This window comes from Sphingopyxis sp. BE235 (assembly GCF_031457175.1).
GTDB lineage: Bacteria > Pseudomonadota > Alphaproteobacteria > Sphingomonadales > Sphingomonadaceae > Sphingopyxis.
Genome location: NZ_JAVDWC010000005.1, coordinates 189,742 through 207,888 on the forward strand (window position 1 = coordinate 189,742; position 18,147 = coordinate 207,888).

Annotated in this window: 15 protein-coding genes; 10 read left to right on the plus strand and 5 right to left on the minus strand. The window is 66.5% G+C overall.

Features of this window, described 5'->3' with window-relative positions; all coding sequences use genetic code 11:
- Positions 1 to 12 precede the first annotated feature (12 nt).
- Positions 13 to 462, minus strand: a complete 450-nt coding sequence (locus tag J2X38_RS19425) for a DNA polymerase III subunit chi (RefSeq protein ID WP_310256444.1) — start codon at positions 460 to 462, stop codon at positions 13 to 15.
- Between the two features lie 130 nt (positions 463 to 592).
- Positions 593 to 2,038 carry a leucyl aminopeptidase gene (locus J2X38_RS19430; protein WP_310256447.1) on the minus strand — a complete coding sequence of 482 codons (1,446 nt, stop codon included), beginning with the start codon at positions 2,036 to 2,038 and terminating at the stop codon, positions 593 to 595.
- Between the two features lie 133 nt (positions 2,039 to 2,171).
- Here J2X38_RS19430 and J2X38_RS19435 point away from each other — a divergent pair, with 133 nt between their 5' ends.
- The 4 genes from J2X38_RS19435 (at position 2,172) to rsmA (ending at position 7,807) form a co-directional block, all read left to right on the plus strand.
- Entirely contained in the window at positions 2,172 to 4,475 is a 2,304-nt protein-coding gene (locus tag J2X38_RS19435) for an LPS assembly protein LptD (RefSeq protein WP_310256449.1), read from the plus strand.
- 134 nt (positions 4,476 to 4,609) lie between these two features.
- Complete coding sequence (locus J2X38_RS19440; protein ID WP_058536064.1) at positions 4,610 to 5,950, plus strand: peptidylprolyl isomerase; 1,341 nt, start codon at positions 4,610 to 4,612, stop codon at positions 5,948 to 5,950.
- Between the two features lie 4 nt (positions 5,951 to 5,954).
- Complete coding sequence (gene pdxA, locus J2X38_RS19445; RefSeq protein WP_310256451.1) at positions 5,955 to 6,974, plus strand: 4-hydroxythreonine-4-phosphate dehydrogenase PdxA; 1,020 nt, start codon at positions 5,955 to 5,957, stop codon at positions 6,972 to 6,974.
- Positions 6,971 to 7,807 carry a 16S rRNA (adenine(1518)-N(6)/adenine(1519)-N(6))-dimethyltransferase RsmA gene (rsmA, locus tag J2X38_RS19450; RefSeq protein ID WP_310256454.1) on the plus strand — a complete coding sequence of 279 codons (837 nt, stop codon included), beginning with the start codon at positions 6,971 to 6,973 and terminating at the stop codon, positions 7,805 to 7,807. The genes pdxA and rsmA overlap by 4 nt, the downstream gene beginning before the upstream one ends.
- Positions 7,808 to 7,908: 101 nt before the next feature.
- On the opposite strand, the gene J2X38_RS19455 is transcribed toward rsmA, so the two are convergent.
- From J2X38_RS19455 to guaB, 3 genes are all read right to left on the minus strand, one after another.
- The gene (locus J2X38_RS19455) at positions 7,909 to 8,439 is read right to left on the minus strand and encodes a tetratricopeptide repeat protein (protein WP_310256456.1); all 531 of its coding nucleotides are present in this window, start codon (positions 8,437 to 8,439) and stop codon (positions 7,909 to 7,911) included.
- Positions 8,440 to 8,471: 32 nt separating this feature from the next.
- Complete coding sequence (locus J2X38_RS19460) at positions 8,472 to 9,662, minus strand: RsmB/NOP family class I SAM-dependent RNA methyltransferase (RefSeq protein WP_310256459.1); 1,191 nt, start codon at positions 9,660 to 9,662, stop codon at positions 8,472 to 8,474.
- A gap of 110 nt (positions 9,663 to 9,772) precedes the next feature.
- The gene (gene guaB / locus J2X38_RS19465) at positions 9,773 to 11,230 is read right to left on the minus strand and encodes an IMP dehydrogenase (RefSeq protein ID WP_058536059.1); all 1,458 of its coding nucleotides are present in this window, start codon (positions 11,228 to 11,230) and stop codon (positions 9,773 to 9,775) included.
- A gap of 259 nt (positions 11,231 to 11,489) precedes the next feature.
- Between guaB and J2X38_RS19470 the strand changes: the two genes are divergently transcribed.
- The 6 genes from J2X38_RS19470 (at position 11,490) to J2X38_RS19495 (ending at position 18,139) form a co-directional block, all read left to right on the plus strand.
- Positions 11,490 to 12,854, plus strand: a complete 1,365-nt coding sequence (locus J2X38_RS19470) for an MFS transporter (RefSeq protein ID WP_310256462.1) — start codon at positions 11,490 to 11,492, stop codon at positions 12,852 to 12,854.
- A gap of 21 nt (positions 12,855 to 12,875) precedes the next feature.
- Positions 12,876 to 13,958 carry a sn-glycerol-3-phosphate ABC transporter ATP-binding protein UgpC gene (locus J2X38_RS19475; RefSeq protein ID WP_310256464.1) on the plus strand — a complete coding sequence of 361 codons (1,083 nt, stop codon included), beginning with the start codon at positions 12,876 to 12,878 and terminating at the stop codon, positions 13,956 to 13,958.
- Positions 13,959 to 14,075: 117 nt separating this feature from the next.
- On the plus strand, positions 14,076 to 15,113 hold the full coding sequence (locus J2X38_RS19480) for a LacI family DNA-binding transcriptional regulator (protein ID WP_310256466.1): 1,038 nt from the start codon (positions 14,076 to 14,078) through the stop codon (positions 15,111 to 15,113).
- Positions 15,114 to 15,129: 16 nt separating this feature from the next.
- Positions 15,130 to 16,404 carry an extracellular solute-binding protein gene (locus tag J2X38_RS19485; RefSeq protein ID WP_310256469.1) on the plus strand — a complete coding sequence of 425 codons (1,275 nt, stop codon included), beginning with the start codon at positions 15,130 to 15,132 and terminating at the stop codon, positions 16,402 to 16,404.
- Positions 16,401 to 17,327, plus strand: a complete 927-nt coding sequence (locus J2X38_RS19490) for a sugar ABC transporter permease (RefSeq protein ID WP_310256472.1) — start codon at positions 16,401 to 16,403, stop codon at positions 17,325 to 17,327. Before J2X38_RS19485 ends, J2X38_RS19490 begins: the two co-directional genes overlap by 4 nt.
- Positions 17,324 to 18,139: a carbohydrate ABC transporter permease gene (locus J2X38_RS19495; RefSeq protein WP_058536055.1), complete on the plus strand. Its 816-nt coding sequence runs from the start codon at positions 17,324 to 17,326 to the stop codon at positions 18,137 to 18,139. The genes J2X38_RS19490 and J2X38_RS19495 overlap by 4 nt, the downstream gene beginning before the upstream one ends.
- The last annotated feature ends 8 nt before the right edge of the window (positions 18,140 to 18,147 follow it).

Sequence of the window (18,147 nt, forward strand, 5' to 3'; positions counted from 1 at the left end):
AGCGTGGGCGCGTTACGGCCCTTCGGACCAGCGGCCGTTTTCGTCCTGTTTCCAAAAGCGGTTGTCGACGTCGTCGCGCGCCGCCAGCGTGCGCCAGAGCGTGCGCGCGTCGTCGATGCGGCTGTTGTCGAAGAGCAGAAAGGTGCGCTCGAACCCCAGCGCCTCCTCGCGCCATTCGCCATCGGCGAGCGCGATGAGCGTCGCGCGGTTGGGCGGCGACGGATCGAGCGTGCCCGCTATCAGGATCGGTTCGATCTCCTCGTCGGGCGAGCCCGCGTGGCCGTGCGGCAGGAAGCTGGCCGGGGTCAGCGTCCACAGCGCCTCATCGATCGCCTGGCGCTGCATCGCGGGCGCGGCGACCACCAGCAGGCGGTCGCCATTCGCCAATATACGCGTCGCGAGCGCGGGGAGCACCCGTTCGACCGGGTCGCGGGTCAGCCGGTAAAAGTCGACGCGCGGCATAGTCGCTACGTCGCCCCCGCGAAGGCGGGGGCCGCCGCCGGTTTACGCAGCGGCAACGGATTAAAGCTGCCAGCGGCCCCCGCCTTCGCGGGGGCGACGAGTGGGATTCGAAATGACGAGCTGAAAGACATCAGCCTTCGTGATTGGCGGCGATGTAGCGGTCGAGCAGGCGCACACCGTAACCCGTCGCGCCCTTCGCCCACACCGGGCCGTCCTTGTCGGCCCATGCCATGCCCGCAATGTCGAGATGCGCCCAGGCGACGCCTTCGCCGACAAAGCGCTTGAGGAACTGCGCCGCGGTGATCGAGCCGCCTTCGCGCGGGCCGATATTCTTCATGTCGGCGATCGGGCTGTCGATCAGCTTGTCGTACGCGGGCGACAGCGGGAAACGCCACAATTTGTTGTTGCTCGCCTCGCCCGCGGCGAGCAAGTCGGCCGCGAGCGTGTCGTCATTGGCGAAGATGCCCGCATATTCGTGGCCGAGCGAGATCACCATCGCGCCGGTCAAGGTCGCGAGATCGACGATCACCTTGGGATTATAGGCGCTCTGCGCCCAGCTGATCGCATCGCACAGGACGAGGCGGCCCTCGGCGTCGGTGTTGAGCACCTCGACCGTCTGCCCCGACATGGTGGAAACGACGTCGCCGGGGCGCATCGCATTGCCGTCGGGCATATTTTCGACAAGACCGACGACGCCGACGACGTTCGCCTTCGCCTTGCGGCCCGCGATCGCCTTGATCGCGCCCGCGACGGCGCCCGCGCCGCCCATGTCCCACTTCATCATGTCCATGCCCGCGGCGGGCTTGATGCTGATACCGCCAGTGTCGAAGGTCACGCCCTTGCCGACGAAGACGACCGGAGCATCGCCCGGATTGCCGCCGTTCCAGCGCATCGCGAGCAGGCGCGGCGGGCGGGTCGAGCCCTGCGCGACGCCGAGCAGCGCGCCCATGCCGAGCGCCTTCATCTGGCGTTCGTCGAGTATTTCGAGTTCGACGCCAAGGTCGGTCAGGTGCTGGCAGCGTTCGACGAACGTCTCGGGGTAGAGGATGTTCGGCGGCTCGGCGACGAGCGTCTGGGTGAGCGCGACGCCATCGGCAATCGCCTCATTTTCGGCCCAGCGGCTGGGCAGGTCGCCGTGGGGCGACGCGATCGTCACCGTCTTCAGGCTCGGCTTCGCCGTCTCGGCGAGGCGCGTGCGATAGGTGTCGAGGCGCCAGTTGCGCAGGCGCGCGCCCATTGCGAAGGCGAGGACGTCGTCGGCGTCGCTCTGACCCGTGCTGGCGAAATCGACTTGGACCGCGGTCGCGCCGCTCGTCTGCAGCTTTGCCGTCAGCGCCGCACCGCCGCGCTCAAGATCCTGCTCGCTGCCCTCGCCGATGCCGACGAGCAGCAGGCGCTTCGCCTGGTCGCCGTCGATCGCCGCGGTCTCGGCAATCGCACCCGCGACGCCGTCGAAGCGTGCCTGTGCCGCCGCGGCGCCGAGCAGCGCGCCGAGCGCGCCGGCCTCGCCCTTGCGGACCGGAAATGCGACGACGTCGGCAGACGCATCGATTTGCGCGACAAACTGAATGTCCATGCCTTAACTTTCTTATGCGATGATTGATTGGAACGTGGCGGACCGATAGGGGTTTCGCTTGCGAGTTGCAAAAACAAAGCTGCCGGTCCAAGCCGGGTGGACGCTAAATAAGGTGCGGGACAAAGATATCAAAATGAGCTGGGCTTTGTTCCAACAAGCAGCGCGTGCGCGGCCCTTCTGGCTGGCGACGGCGAGCGGCGCGGCCCTGGCCGCTTGCCCCGTGCTGGCCCAGACCGAAGCGAATCCGGCCCAGCCGGAAGAGGTCGTGGGCGAACCCGAGCTGCAAACGCCCGACGTCGTCCCGACAACGACCGATGCCCCCGCGGTCAAGGACGAAGACCAGATCGGTTTCGCCGCCGACAATCTGAATTATGACAGCGACACCGAAGTCGTCGTTGCCGAGGGCAATGTCCAGATGAACCGCGAAGCGGTCGAGATGCGTTCCGACAAGGTCACCTGGAACCGAAAGACGGGCCAGGTCTTTGCCGAGGGCAATGTCGTCATCAAGAACCCCGAGGGCGACACCGCCTATGGCGACAAGATCGAACTGACCGACACGCTGCGCGACGGGGTCGTCGAAAACATGCTCGTCGTGCTCGACAATGGATCGCGGCTCGCCGCGGTCAAGGGCACGCGCTTCGACAACGGCAATATCGAGCTGGAGAACGCCGCCTATACCCCCTGCCCGGTCGAAGATGACGAAGGCTGCCCCAAGAATCCGAGCTGGCAGATTCGCGCCGTTAAGGTGCTGTACGACCGGGCGGAGAACAAGGTCCGCTACAAGGGCGCGCGCGTCGAGATTTTCGGCCTGCCGCTGATCCCGCTTCCCGGCCTCAGCCATTCGATCAATAACGAGCCGAGCAGCGGCATCCTGGTGCCCGAAATCCGGCTCGACCGCAGCAACGGGTTCGAAATCGCGGTTCCCTATTATTTGCGGCTCGCATCCGACCGCGACATCACGATCACCCCGCACCTCTACACCAGCGCGGCGCCGATGCTGGAAGGCGAGTTCCGCGCGCTGACCGACATCGGGTCGTTCCGCATCAACGGCTATGCCACCTATGGCTCGCTCGTCCCGCTGACCGGCGAGGATCCCGACAGCGAAAAGCGCTTCCGCGGCTACCTCGAGAGCGCGGGCAAGTTCCAGTTCGACCCGCATTGGAGCCTGACCTATTCGGGCCGCATCGCGACCGACCGCACCTTCATGCGCCGCTATGACATCAGCCGCGACGACCGGCTGCGCTCGACCTTCGAGCTCGAGCGGATCGGGGGCAATAGCTACCTGTCGATCGCCGGCTGGGCGACGCAGACGCTGCGCCGCAACGACGAACAGGGCCAGCAGCCGATCGCGCTGCCGATCATCGACTATCGCCAGCGGCTTGCCGATCCGATCTTTGGCGGGCAGTTCGAGCTGCAGCTCAACACACTCGCAATCGGCCGCACCGCGGGGCAGGACACGCAGCGCGCCTTTGCCGGCGCGCGCTGGGATTTGCGCGGGCTGACGGGGCTGGGTCAGGAAGTGACGCTGACCGCCCTGGTGCGCGGCGACGTCTATCACAGCGACGAGAATCTGCTGACCGCGATCCCCGGCTATCGCGGCAAGTCGGGCTGGCAGGCGCGCGCGATCGCCGCGGTCGCGGCCGACATGCGCTGGCCCTTCATCGGCGAATTCGCGGGCGGCACGCAAACGCTGACCCCGCGCGTCCAGATCGTCGCGACGCCGCCGATCGAAAATATCGACATCCCGAACGAGGATTCGCGCGCCTTCGACCTCGAAGACAGCAATTTGTTCGCGATCAACCGCTTCAACGGCCACGACCGGTTCGAGGACGGCGCGCGCATCACCTATGGTGTCGAATGGAATTACAGCCGGCCGGGCTTCAACATCAGCAGCGTCGTCGGCCAGAGCTATCGCCTGTCGGACAAGCCCGGCCTGTTTCCCGACGGCACCGGTCTGACCGACCGGACGTCGGACATCGTCGGGCGCACCACGGTTGCCTATCGCGATTTTCTGCGCCTGACTCACCGCTACCGGCTCGACAAGGATAATTTCGCGATCCGCCGCAACGAATTCGACGCGACGATCGGCAGCCGCTCGACCTATGCCGTGCTCGGATATTCGCGGCTCAACCGCGACATCCTGCTGCTCGGCGAGGATTTGCAGGACCGCGAGGAAGTACGCGCCGGCGGCCGCGTCGCGTTCGCGAAACACTGGTCGGTCTTCGGGTCGGCAATCGTCGATCTGACGCAGCGAACCGACGATCCGCTCAGCAGCGCCGACGGTTTCGAGCCGATTCGCCACCGTTTGGGCGTCGCCTATGACGATGACTGCCTGTCGATCGCGCTGACCTGGCGCCGCGACTATGCCGACACCGGCGACGCGCGGCGCGGCAACAGCTTCTCGTTCCGCATCGCCTTCCGCAATCTGGGGTTCTGACGGCATTCGCTCAGCCTAGGTTCAGCGTCTGCGGCCTATGTCCCGGCATCAAACGGTCTATTTGGCGGATTGCGCTGGACCATCGGGCGTTTCCGCTGATACGGAGCGTCCGGACTTTCTCGAATAGGGTAAAGATGACCAAATTTTCGACCATGACCGGCCTGATCGCGCTGGCTGCAGTTGGCGTAACGCCCGTGGTGGCCCAGACCGTTGCAGACAGTGACGTTCCGACGACCAGCCTCAACATCCCGGGCAATGTGCAGCTTTTCGGTGATGCCAAGCCGAACGTCTATCGCCCTTCCGCCACGGTGAATGGCGAGATCATTACCGCGACCGATATCGAGCAGCGCATGGCGCTGATCCGCATCGCCAACAACAATGTCGAACTGCCGCCCGAGGAAGTCCAACGGCTGCGCAGCCAGGTGTTCAGCAACCTGATCGACGAAAAACTGCAGATTCAGGAAGCCAAGGCGGCCGAGATCACGATCGACGAGAATGTCGTGAACCAGCAATTCGCCCGCCTCGCCACGCGTTTCAAGCAGACGCCCGAGCAGTTTTCGAGCTATCTTACGTCGAAAGGCTCGTCGGCGGCGGCGGTGAAGCAGCAGATCCGCGGCGAGTTCGCCTGGGACCGCCTGTTGTCGCGTAACATCCAGTCGACGACCAACGTGTCGACCGAAGAGGTCAAGATCGTCGCCGACCAGATGACCGGGACTAAGGGCCAGGACGAGTTCCACCTCGGCGAAATCTATCTGTCGTCGACCCCTGAAACCGCTGCGGCAGTGACCGAAAATGCCAAGAAGATCATCCAGGCGTTGCAGGCCGGTGGCAGCTTTGCCGCCTATGCGCGCCAGTTTTCAGAAGCCTCGACCGCCGTCGTCGGCGGCGATCTGGGCTGGGTAAAGGCCGGACAGCTGCCCGGATCGATGGGCGAGGCGGCAACGCAGATGGCGCCGGGCCAGCTCGTCGGCCCGATCGAGGTGCCGGGCGGGATTTCGATCATGTTGATGATCGACCGGCGGCAGGTGCTGACCGCCGATCCGCGCGACGCGATCCTCAGCCTCAAGCAGATCTCGCTCGATTTCCCGGCGGGCACCACCCCCGCGAAGGCTTCGGAACTGGCGAGCCAGTTTGCCGAAAAGACGCGCGGCATCGCCGGTTGCGGCGCGGCCGACGCGGTGGCGCAGGGCTTGGGCGCCACCGTCGTGTCGCGCGACAATATCGAGATGCGCGCGCTGCCGGCGCCGCTGCAAGCGACGCTCGCCAGCCTGCAGATCGGCCAGACGACGCAGCCCTTTGGCGCCGCGAACGAAGGCGTCAGTGTCCTCGTGCTCTGCGGCCGCGACATGCCGCAAACCGCCACCGCCCCGAACCTCGAGCAGATCGAACAGAAATTGCTGGAAGACAAGGTCAACAAGCGGGCCCAGCGCTATCTGCGCGACCTGCGCCGGGATGCCGTGATCGAATATAGCTGACCCTATGCCTGATTTCAGCAATCGACGGCCGATCGCGGTTACCATGGGTGACCCGGCCGGCGTCGGCCCCGAAGTCGCGGCCCGCGCATGGGCCGCGCGCCGCGAAAACAACCTGCCCCCCTTTGTCGCCATCGGCGACGCGGCGGCGATCACCGCCGTCTGGGACGGCCCGGTCGCACGCGTCGGCGACATGGACGAGGTGGTGCGGGCGTTTGGCGATGCCCTGCCCGTCTGGCATCTGGAGGACAGCGGCCCGCTGACCCCCGGCGTACCGACCCCGGCGGGGGCGACCTGTGCGCTCCATGCGCTCGAGACCGGGATCGGGCTGACCCGCAACCAGGCGAGTTCGGCGCTCGTCACGGGTTCGGTCTCCAAATATGCGCTCCACGGCATCGGCTATACGCACCCCGGACAGACCGAATTCATCGCCGAACGCTGCGGCGTCACCGCGACCAATGCGGTGATGATGCTGGCGGGTCCCAGCCTGCGCGTCGTCCCGCTCACCGTGCATATTCCGCTCTCCGAAGTGTCCGAACGGCTGACCGTCGAACTGATCGTCGCCAAGGCGCGGATCGTCGCGCGCGGGCTGCGCCGCGATTTCGGAATCGACGCGCCGCGTATCGCGCTCGCCGGCCTCAACCCGCACGCGGGCGAAAGCGGGCAATTGGGCAGCGAAGAAGAGCGCATCATGGTGCCCGCGGTCGCGCAGCTGGCCGAGGAAGGGATCATCGTCGACGGCCCGCTCGCCGCCGACGGGCTGTTCGCACCCGCCATTCGCGCGAACTATGATGCGCTGCTCTGCCCTTATCACGACCAGGCGCTGACCCCGTTCAAGGCGCTGCATTTCCACGACGGCGTCAATCTGACGCTCGGCCTGCCGATCATCCGCACCTCGCCCGACCATGGCACCGCGTTCAATATCGCGGGCACCGGCACCGCCGATCCGGGGCCGACGATCGCGGCGATCGCGATGGCGGCCCAGCTCGCCGCGGCGCGCGAGCGCAGCTACGCGCCGGCAAAGTGACCGTCGAGCCCCAGGTTCCGTTACCGCCGCTGCGCGAGACGGTGCGCACGCACGGTCTGCAGGCGAGCAAGGCGCTGGGGCAGAATTTCCTGTTCGACGAGCAATTGCTCGATCGCATCGCGGCGATCCCCGGCGATCTGGCCGGCGCCACGGTGTTCGAGGTTGGTCCCGGTCCCGGCGGCCTGACGCGCGCGCTGCTGCGCGCCGGAGCCAAGGTGATCGCGGTCGAGCGCGACGACCGCTGCCTGCCGCTGCTCGCCGAGCTCGGCGAGGCCTTTCCGGGGCAACTGACGGTAATCGCCGACGATGCGATGGCGGTCGATGTCGACGCGCTGACCGGCGGCGCGCCCTATCATATCGTCGCCAACCTGCCCTATAATGTCGGCACCGCGCTGTTCACGCGCTGGCTGGAGCCCGCGGCCTGGCCGCCGCGCTGGCTATCGCTGACGTTGATGTTCCAGCTCGAGGTCGCCGAGCGCATCGTCGCGCCGGTCGGGGCGGACGCTTACGGGCGGCTGGCGGTGCTCGCACAGTGGCGCTCGACCGCGAAGATCGCGATGAAAGTCCACCGCTCGGCTTTCACCCCGCCGCCGAAGGTGATGTCGGCGATCGTCCATGTGACGCCCGCCGACCAGCCCGACGGCGTCGCTCCGAAGCTGCTGTCGAAGCTCACTGAAAAGGGATTTGGCCAGCGGCGCAAGATGCTGCGGCAGAGCCTGAAGGGCGTCGAGGGTGCGGTTGCCGCCGCCGAGGCGCTGGGCATCGAACCGACGCGGCGCGCGGAGACGGTCAGCGTTGCCGAATGGGTCGAACTGGCGCGGGCGCTGGGCTAAACCGTCGCCCCTGCGAAGGCAGGGGCCGCTGGAAATGTTTTACAAGGCCGATTGCGGCCCCCGCCTTCGCGGGGGCGACGGTTATTTTCCAATGCCGGCGGTCAATTCTTGCTGCTGGTCGTCCCGACAGTTGCGACCACCGGCTTCGGCACCAGCACTTCGGCGGCGACGACGCGCTTCGACGCGCTCGACGCGATCGTCTTTTCGAGCGCCGCGACCTGCGGGCATTTGTCGCTGCACACGCGCTGTGCTTCGGCCAGCTTTTCGCGCGCGAGCTCGAGCGCGCCCTTGTCGGCGAGCGCTTCGCCCTGCCCCGTCAGCGCGACAATGTCGTTGGGTTCGAGGACAAGCGCCTCGCGATAGAGCCCGATCGCCTTGCCCGGCAGCCCCTGCGCGCGCGCGACCTGCGCCAGCGCGATGATCGCCGACCGGTTGCGCGGGTCGGCGGCGAGCGCCGATTCATAAAAACCGATCGCGGTGTCGAGATCGCCGGCGTCCTGCGCCTTGTGACCTTCTTGCTGGAGCGCGATCGAGCGGGGGAAGATGTCGTTATCGGCGCGCTGTGCGTCGGATGCCGTGGGCAGGCTGGCGAGGATCAATCCCGCCGAAAGAGCCAGAAAGCCGACACGCATCGCATTCTCCCATCGCTTCATTGCAGGCGATGCTAACATGGTGCCGTCAGTCGTGCGAGAAAAAATCCGTCGCAGCCGTCGTGTCCCGGAGTCATCAGATAGCCCGCCCCCGCGGCGCGTCCGACGCCATCGGGAAGATAGCCGTCGTCGGCCGTCCAGCCCGGATGCCGGTTCAGAAAATCGTCCACCTGTGCCCGCCCCTCGCGCGTGATGATCGAGCAGACAGCATAGAGAAGTTTGCCGCCGGGCGCCACAAGATCGGCACCGATGTCCATCAGTTTCGCCTGTTCGGCAACATGACGGTCGAGCCGTGCAGGGGTCGAGCGCCAGCGCAGTTCGGGGCTGCGCCGCCAGGTGCCGCTGCCCGAACAGGGGGCGTCGACGATGACGCGATCGGCCTTGCCCATCCGGTCGGCGAGCATCGCGCGTTCCTGCCCCGGATTGAGCAGCAAAGTTTCGATCGCGGTTGCCCCGGCGCGGTGCGCGCGCGGCGGCAATTGCTGAAGCCGCGCGCGATTGGTGTCGCAGGCGAGGATCGCGGCTTCGTCGCCCGTCGCCGAAGCGATCGCGAGCGTCTTGCCGCCGGCGCCGGCGCACAGATCGATCACCACCTGCCCGGCTTCAGCGCCCAGCGCGGCGGCGGCATATTGGCTCGCGGCGTCCTGCACCTCGAACTGACCCTCGGCGTAGGAGCTGTGCTGGACCGCTGCCGTTTCGCCGGGCAGGCGCCAGCCGTCGGCAAGGCCGGCAATCGCTTCGCCGTCCAGAAAGATCAGCGCGAGTTCGTCACGGCTGGAGCGCAGGCGGTTGGCGCGCAGGTCGAGCGGCGCCCGCACCAGCATCGCCTCGCGCTCCGCCTTGCCGACCAGCGGGTCGAAGAGTTTCATGAGCGCGGTGGTGGCGATCCCGGTTTCGGCGCGCGGTTCGTCGGCCGAAATCGCTGCCGGGCCGTAGGGTGCACCATCGAACAGCGCGGCGAGTTCGGGGTCGGCATCGGCAAGCGCCAGCATCGCGGCGCGGCCCGAGACCGGCACCGACCGCACGCCGCGGATCGCATCATAGACATGGTTGCGGATCGCTCTGCGATCCTTCGATCCGGCATAGCGGCGCGCGCGCATCGCCTCGGCAAAGATCGCGTCGGCAGGTGCCCCGCCGTCACGCGCGGAGGTAGCGATGGCATCGAGGATTTCGATAGCAGTCTGGACGCGCGCAGCGGGGGTCATAAGTTCAACCTTTCTTCCCCGTCATTGCGAGGAGCGAAGCGACGAAGCTGTCCGGTGCGGTCATAGCCGCTCTGGATTGCTTCGATGGCTCGCAATGACGACGGGGCAGATTACCCCGCCGGATAGTTCGGTGCTTCGCGCGTGATCGCGACGTCGTGGACATGGCTTTCGCGCAGGCCCGCGTTGGTAATGCGCACAAATTTGGCGCGCTCGCGGAAATCCTTGAGCGTCCGGCTGCCGGTATAGCCCATCGCCGCCTTCACGCCGCCGACCATCTGGTGGATGACGTCCTTGGCGGGGCCCTTGAACGGCACCTGGCCCTCGATGCCTTCGGGGACCAGCTTCATCTGATCCTTGATGTCCTGCTGGAAATAACGGTCGGCCGAGCCGCGCGCCATCGCGCCGACGCTGCCCATACCGCGGTAGCTTTTGTAAGTGCGGCCCTGATAGAGGAAGGTCTCGCCCGGCGCCTCGGCGGTGCCCGCGAGCATCGATCCGACCATCACGCTCGACGCGCCCGCGGCCAGAGCCTTGGCGATGTCGCCCGAGGTGCGCAGGCCGCCGTCGGCGATCACGGGGACGCCCAACTTCGACGCCGCTTCGACGCTGTCGAGGATCGCGGTGAGCTGCGGCACGCCGACACCCGCGACGATACGCGTGGTGCAGATCGATCCCGGGCCGATGCCGACCTTCACCCCGTCGGCGCCCGCATCGATCAGCGCGCGCGTCGCATCGCCGGTGGCGACATTACCCGCCAGGATCTGGACGCGGTTCGAGAGCTTCTTGATCGCCTCGACCGTCTGGCCGACCATCTTGCTGTGGCCGTGCGCGGTATCGACCACGATCAGATCGCATTCGGCGTCGAGCAAGGCTTCGGCGCGTTCGATCCCCGTCGGGCCGGTGTTGGTCGCTGCCGCAACGCGCAGGCGGCCGCTGGCATCCTTGGTCGCCTCGGGGAAATTGACCGCCTTTTCCATATCCTTGACGGTGATCAGGCCAATGCAGCGATAATCATCGTCGACGACGAGCAGCTTTTCGATGCGGCGCTGGTGCAGCAGCTTGCGCGCCTCGTCCTGCCCGACCCCGGGGCGCACGGTCGCAAGATTTTCGGCGGTCATCAGTTCACGCACCGGCTGGCCCGGATTGTCAGCGAAGCGCACGTCGCGGTTGGTGAGGATGCCGACAAGCTTGCCGCCGGTCTCGACGACGGGGATGCCCGAGATGCGATGCTGGTCCATCAGCGCGATCGCATAGGACAGCGGCGCGTCGGGGGTGATGGTGATCGGATTGACGATCATCCCGCTTTCGAAGCGCTTGACCTGACGCACCGCCGCCGCCTGTTCCTCGATCGTCAGATTGCGGTGAAGCACGCCGATACCGCCGATCTGCGCCATCAGGATCGCCATGTCGGCCTCGGTCACCGTGTCCATCGCCGACGACAGGATCGGGATGTTGAGGCTGATTTCGCTGGTCAGTTGGGTCGACAGGTTCGCGTCCGACGGCAGGATATCCGACGCGCCGGGCACCAGCAGCACATCGTCGAAGGTCAGGCCGGTGATGATTTCCATGGGTGCCACTTTCTGGTGCGGGCGGCGCCTGTCCCGGTTTTCGGGGCGGCACGCGCGATTCGTTTGGTGGCGGCCCATGTAACCAGTCGCGCGCGGGCGCGCCAGTGGGTGACGAACGATTATTTCGCGTGGCGCGGGATGATTGGCGGGAGCACGGGAACGGGAGCCGACAGTCACCGAAATGTAACCGGTTGCATTGCCTCGGGCCGCTCGTTAGACCGCTGCGCATAACATAGTTTCGGCGAAGAGGATATTCCGGATGAACGTGCCCAGCCAGGCGACCACCCATAGCGGCGGTCGCTCGAATGCCATGGCGGCCTTTGCCGCGGTGACCGTGCTTTTCTTCGCCTGGGGCTTCATCACGTCGTTGATCGATCCGCTCGTCGCCGCGGTGAAGGGCATCTTCACATTGAGCGACGCCGAGGCGCAGCTTTCGGCATCGGCCTTCTTCATCGCCTATGGCCTGATGTCCTTCCCCGCCGCCGCGCTGATCGCGCGTTTCCACTCGGTGCCGTCGATCCTGACCGCGCTGTCGACGATGGTGGTCGGCTGCCTCGTCATGCTCGCCGCGGCGAACCTCGCGATTTATCCGCTTGTGCTGGCGGGCCTCTTCATCCTCGCAAGCGGCATCACGATCCTGCAGGTTGCGGCGAACCCGCTCGCGGCGGCGCTGGGCGATCCGAAACGCAGCCATTTCCGCCTGACCTTCAGCCAGACCTTCAACAGCTTCGGCACCTTCCTCGGCCCGCTGATCGGCGCGCACCTGTTCCTCGAGGGCGTCGAGGTCAAGGAGGGCACGGTAGTCACCGAAGCCGTGCGCGCGCAGGCGCTCGCCGGGATCGATTCGGCCTATTTCTGGATTTGCGGGCTGATCATCGCGCTCCTGCTGTTCTTCTGGGTCAGCCGGCGGATCGTCAACGAAGCGGTGCCGCCCGCGCCGATGGGCGAGCGCGCCGGAATGGGCGAGCTGATCCGCGAGGCCTTTTCGTCGCGCTGGGCGCTGCTCGGCGGACTGGCGATCTTCCTCTATGTCGGCGCCGAGGTTGCGATCGGCACGCAGATGGCGCTGTTCCTCAACAGCGATGCGATCTGGGGCCAATCGGACGCCGCCTTTGGCACCTTCGGCTGGATCATGGGCAATGACGGCGTTCCCGGCGTTTCGCTGCAGGAAGCGGGCAAGGCCGTCGCGCTTTACTGGGGCGGCGCGATGGTCGGCCGCGCGATCGGGTCGGTGCTGCTCGCACGCTTCTCGGCGTCGAAGATGCTTGTGGCGTTTACCGCGATTGCCGTGCTGCTCTGCCTCTATATCGTCCTTGTCGGCGGCGTGACGGCGGGCTTTGTCGCGCTGTCGATCGGCCTTTTCAATTCGATCATGTTCCCGGTGATCTTCACCCTGACGCTCGAGCGCTCGACGGCGCGCGCCGAGGCGACGTCGGGGCTGCTCTGCACCGCGATCGTCGGCGGGGCGGTGATCCCCTATTTCATCGGCCTTCTGTCGGGCGCGGTCGGCTATGCCGCCGCGCTGATCCTGCCCGCCGCCTGTTATGCCCTCCTCTGCGTCTTCGCCATCGCGGCCGGACGCGCGCCGGCCCGGCAGGCGAGCGCGGGCGTGACCGTTCACTGAGGCATTAGGAACGAGGGAGCCATGGCCGGACTGTCGATCCGTGACGCGCGCAAGAGCTTCGGCGCCACCGAGGTCCTGAAAGGCGTGTCGATCGACGTCGCCGACGGCGAATTCACGGTGATCGTCGGCCCGTCGGGGTGCGGCAAGTCGACGCTGCTGCGGTCGGTCGCGGGGCTGGAAGAGCTGACCGGCGGCAGCATCGTCATCGGCGACCGCGACGTTACCCATCTGCCGCCATCGGAGCGCGGCATCGCGATGGTGTTCCAATCCTACGCGCTTTACCCGCACCTGACGGTGCGCGAGAATATGGCGTTCGGCTTGAAGATCGCGAAGGCGGCGAAGGCCGAGATCGACGAGGCCGTGCACCGCGCCGCGGAGATATTGAACATCGAGGCGCTGCTCGACCGCAAGCCCGCCGCGCTGTCGGGCGGCCAGCGCCAGCGCGTCGCGATCGGGCGTGCGATCGTGCGCCAGCCGCAGATCTTCCTGTTCGACGAACCGCTGTCGAACCTCGACGCCGATTTGCGTGTCCGGATGCGCTACGAATTCGCCAGCCTGCACCGCCAGCTCGGCACGACGACGCTGTACGTGACGCACGACCAGGTCGAGGCGATGACGCTCGCCGACCGGATCATCGTGCTGCGCGACGGACGGATCGAGCAGGTCGGCACCCCGCGCGAACTTTATGCGCGGCCCGCGAATATCTTCGTCGCGCAATTTCTCGGCACGCCGCGGATGAACATCTTGCCCACGACGATCGCCGCCGATGGTCGCGCGGCGCTGGAAGATGGGCGCAGCATCGCCCTGCCCCCGCTTGCGGCGGCGCTGACGGCCGGAACGCCGCTTTCGATCGGCATCCGGCCCGAGGACATTGCGATCGGCGACGCGCCCGATGCGCTGCCCTTCACGATCCGCTTTATCGAGCGGCTCGGCGGGCTCGCAACCCTGCATCTGGGCGGACGCGAGGGCGACGAGCCGATCGCGTGCCAGTTGCGCGACGACGGCAGCCTCGACGAGGGCGACACGGTCCTTGCCTCGCTGCCGCCCGCGCATCTGCACCTGTTCGGTGCCGATGGTCAGGCGCTCGGGACGGCGGGCGAATGACCTTGCATTTTGCCCGTGTAACCGGTTACGTTACGACGGTTTCCGCGCCCGGCATGGATAAAAAAACAGAGTCGCATCAGCGGCTTGGCGCCATTTGAGGGAAAGGGGCCCGACGGCATGGCTACATTGAGGGACGTCGCCCGCGAAGCGGGGGTTTCGGTGGCGACGGCATCGCGGGCAATCAACGGGCTCGGCAATGTCACGGCACCGACAAAGGCCGCAGTGATGGCGGCGGTCAAGAAGCTCAACTTCGTCCCGCACAGCGGCGCGCGCAGCCTGACGCGGCGCAAGACCGACACCGTCGGTGTCATCCTGCCCGACCTGTTTGGCGAATTCTTCTCCGAAATCATCCGCGGCATCGATCTGGTCGCGCATGAATCGGGCATGCACTTGCTGCTCGGCAACATGCACGGCAGCACGCACGAAACCGCCGCCGCGATCGCGGCGATGCGCGGGCGCGTCGACGGGCTGCTCGTGATGCCGCCCGATTTGAAGCCCGAATTGCTGTCGGACTATCTCGACCCGGCGCTCCCCACGGTGCTGCTCAATTATGACGCGGGCTCGCTCGACCTGCCCTTTGTGGCGGTCGACAATTATCAAGGGGCCTATGCGATGACCGAGGCGCTGCTCGCGCGCGGCATGCGGCAGATCGTCCATATCGCGGGGCCCAAGCACAACCGCGACGCGCGCGACCGCCAGCGCGGCTTTGTCGACGCGATGACACGGATCGCCAAGATTTCGAACCCCGCGATCCTGCCCGGCGATTTTTCGGAAGAGAGCGGCGCGCAGGCCGGCCGGCTGCTCGTGCAGGGACAATTGCCCGCCGACGCCGTCTTTGCCGCGAACGACCAGATGGCGGTCGGGCTGATGGCGGAGCTGGCCAATGCGGGCATGTCGGTTCCCGGTGACGTGCTGGTGGCGGGGTTCGACGACATCCCGCTCGCACGCCACCTCAATCCGTCGCTGACGACGATGCAGGTCAAGATCGATCGGCTGGGGTCGACCGCGATGATGATGTTGCTGCGCATCCTGCGCGGCGAGACGCTGGGGGGCGCGAGCGCGACGATCCTGACCCCGACGCTGGTTGCGCGGGGCACAACGGGCGGGGCGGCAACGCCGGTGAGCGTCGCCGCAGCGGGCGCCTTGCCGACATGATGCAACCGGCGCGGCCATGCCTATGCAGCTGACGCGGCGCCATCTGACGGGCGCGCTCGCCGCGCTGCCCCTTGCTTCGCTGCTGACCGGATGCGGCGTGCGCGACGATGCCGAACTGACCGTCTGGGCGATGGGTAATGAGGCTGCGAGCCTTCCCGAACTGCTGAAAACGATCGACTGGCCTGCGGACGCGCCCCCGATCACCATCCAGCCGCTGCCATGGACCGCGGCGCACGAAAAATTGCTCACCGGCTTCGCCGGCGGGTCGCTGCCCACGGTTGGACAGGTCGGCAACAGCTGGATCGCCGAACTGGCGGCGATCGGTGCGATCGCGCCGGTTCCCGATCGCGCGCTCGGGCTGCTTGACGATCAGTTCGGCGCGGTGGTCGAAACCAACCGCATCGCAGGACTGGCGTGGGCGATCCCCTGGTATGTCGACACGCGGCTGCAATATTACCGCAAGGATCTGTTCGCGCGCGCCGGATATGATGCGCCGCCGGCGGACTGGGCCGGATGGAAGACCGCGCTGCACAAGGTGAAGCGTCAGGTCGGCGCGGGCAATTATGCGCTGCTCTACCCCCTCAACGAATATGAGCAGCTGACGACGCTCGCGCTGTCGGCCGGAGCGCGCATGCTGCGCGACGACGGCGCACGCGGTGCGTTTTCTGACCCCGAATTCAAGGCCGCGCTGGCGTTCTACAAAAGCTTGTTCGATGAGGGGTTGGCGCCGCTGGCATCCTCGGCCCAGATTTCGAACATATGGGACGAGTTTGCGAAGGGCTATTTCAGCCTGTTCCTGTCGGGCCCATGGACGATCGGCGATATGAAGTCCCGCCTCGCCCCCGCCATGCAGGGCAATTGGGCGACCGCGCCGAATCCCGGCCCCGACGGCATCGGATCGGCGGCCCCGGGCGGATCGAGCCTCGTCGTATTCGCAGGCAACGATCATGGCGATGCGGCGTGGGATCTGGTGTCGCGGCTGATGGCGCCCGCCGCGCAGCTCAAGTTCCAGCAACTCACCGGCGACCTTCCCGCGCGGCGCTCGGTATGGACGAAAGCCGGGCTCGCGGATGACCCGATCGTCGCCCCCTTCGGGGTCCAGCTCGACCATGCGACCCCGCTGCCCAAGGTGCCCGAATGGGAGCGCATCGTCACCGAAATGCAGATCGTCGCCGAGCGCATGGTGCGCGGCCAGTATAGCGTCGATGAGGCGGCGAAGGAGATCGACGTCCGCGCCGACCGCCTGCTCGAAAAGCGGCGCTGGATGCTGGACAAAGGGCGTGCACTGTGAGCGCGCAGCGGCGAACCAGCGAAAGCGCGAGCGCCGCCGGACGGGCGAGCGAAGCGCGCGCGGGCTGGGCGATGTCGTCGCCCGCGCTCGCCGCGATCATCCTCTTCTTCGTCCTGCCCGCGATCGCGTCGCTGGCCCTGAGCTTCACCGATTTCGACATCTATGCGCTCGCCGACATCGGCAATCTGCGCTTTGTCGGTTTCGAGAATTACGAAAGGCTGATCGGCAACCCGCTGTTCTGGAAAGCGGTGACGAACACCTTGCTGTTCGTCGGTTTCGGCGTGCCCTTCATCGTAGCGCTGTCGTTGTTCGCGGCGATGCTCGTCAATTCGCGCTGGCTCAAATGGCGGCCGGTGTGGCGCGTCGCGCTGTTTGCGCCCTATGTGACGACGCTCGTCGCAACCGCGGTCGTATGGCGCTATCTGCTCCACACGCGCTACGGCCTCGTCAATTACCTGCTCTCGCTGTTCGGTATCGCGCCGATCGACTGGCTCGGCGATCCGCATGCATCGCTGCCCGCGATCCTGATCTTCGTCGGCTGGAAGACCTTCGGCTATAATATGATCATCTTCCTCGCCGCATTGCAGACGGTGCCGCGCGAGCTCGACGAGGCGGCGCGGATCGATGGCGCGGGATGGTTCACGCGCCTCCGCCACGTCACCCTGCCCGCGATCGCCCCCACCGTGCTGCTCGTCTCGGTGCTGACCGTCGCGGGCATGTTCCAGTTGTTCGCCGAACCCTATGTGATGACGCAGGGCGGCCCCGCGCAGTCGACCGTCACCATCCTCTATTTCATGTATGAGGAGGGGTTCAAATGGTGGAACCTCGGGTCGGGCGCGGCAGTCGCCTTCCTGCTGTTCCTCTGCATCCTCGCGGTGACTTTGGTGCAACTGCGGCTGGCCAGGCGGAGCGGCGCGATATGAGCCTGCGCCGCTGGTCCGTGACCTTGCTCGCCGCGCTCGTCGCACTGCTCACGATCGCGCCCCTGCTGTGGATGCTGTCGGTCAGCTTCATGGCGCGCGGCGAGGCATCGCAATTCCCGCCGCCGCTGCTGCCAAACGACCCTAGCCTCGACAATTACCGCATGCTGTTCGGCACCTTCGGCATCGGCCGCTTCCTGCTCAACAGCCTGCTGATCTCGACCCTCGCGACGGGCCTCGCGCTGCTCTTCACGATCCCCGCGGGCTACGCGTTCGCCAAGCTGCGCTTCAAGGGACGCGACGCGACCTTCCGCCTGCTCGTCGCCGCACTCGTCGTGCCGGGGCAGATCGGGATGCTGCCGCTCTTCCTCGAACTCAAGGCGATGGGGCTGGTCAACAGCTATGCCGGCGCGCTGGTGCCGTGGCTCGCGGGCATCTTCGGCATCTTCCTCGTCCGCCAGTATTGCCTGTCGATCCCCGACGAGATGCTCGAGGCGGCGCGCATCGACGGCGCGAGCGAGGGCCAGATCCTCCGCCGCATCGTGCTGCCGATCCTGACCCCGATCATCGTCACGCTCGCGCTGTTCGTCTTCCTCGGCAGCTGGAACGATTTCATGTGGCCGCTGATCATCCTCGCCGATCAGGACCTCTACACGCTGCCCGTCGCGCTCGCCGCGATGAGCCGCCAGCATGTGCAGGACAATGAGCTGATGATGGCGGGCGCGGTGGTCACCACCCTGCCCGTGCTCATCCTCTTCCTCGCGCTCCAGCGCTTTTACCTGAGCGGCCTTTTGACGGGGAGCGTCAAGGGATGAGTTTTTCA

Coding starts and splice junctions, on each gene's coding strand:
- J2X38_RS19485 (WP_310256469.1), top strand. CDS start 15,130: ATGCCTATGCAGCTGACGCGGCGCCATCTGACGGGCGCGCTCGCCGCG.
- J2X38_RS19470 (WP_310256462.1), top strand. CDS start 11,490: ATGAACGTGCCCAGCCAGGCGACCACCCATAGCGGCGGTCGCTCGAAT.
- J2X38_RS19480 (WP_310256466.1), top strand. CDS start 14,076: ATGGCTACATTGAGGGACGTCGCCCGCGAAGCGGGGGTTTCGGTGGCG.
- J2X38_RS19475 (WP_310256464.1), top strand. CDS start 12,876: ATGGCCGGACTGTCGATCCGTGACGCGCGCAAGAGCTTCGGCGCCACC.
- J2X38_RS19435 (WP_310256449.1), top strand. CDS start 2,172: ATGAGCTGGGCTTTGTTCCAACAAGCAGCGCGTGCGCGGCCCTTCTGG.
- pdxA (WP_310256451.1), top strand. CDS start 5,955: ATGCCTGATTTCAGCAATCGACGGCCGATCGCGGTTACCATGGGTGAC.
- J2X38_RS19440 (WP_058536064.1), top strand. CDS start 4,610: ATGACCAAATTTTCGACCATGACCGGCCTGATCGCGCTGGCTGCAGTT.
- J2X38_RS19430 (WP_310256447.1), bottom strand. CDS start 2,038: ATGGACATTCAGTTTGTCGCGCAAATCGATGCGTCTGCCGACGTCGTC.
- J2X38_RS19495 (WP_058536055.1), top strand. CDS start 17,324: ATGAGCCTGCGCCGCTGGTCCGTGACCTTGCTCGCCGCGCTCGTCGCA.
- J2X38_RS19425 (WP_310256444.1), bottom strand. CDS start 462: ATGCCGCGCGTCGACTTTTACCGGCTGACCCGCGACCCGGTCGAACGG.
- J2X38_RS19455 (WP_310256456.1), bottom strand. CDS start 8,439: ATGCGTGTCGGCTTTCTGGCTCTTTCGGCGGGATTGATCCTCGCCAGC.
- J2X38_RS19460 (WP_310256459.1), bottom strand. CDS start 9,662: ATGACCCCCGCTGCGCGCGTCCAGACTGCTATCGAAATCCTCGATGCC.
- guaB (WP_058536059.1), bottom strand. CDS start 11,230: ATGGAAATCATCACCGGCCTGACCTTCGACGATGTGCTGCTGGTGCCC.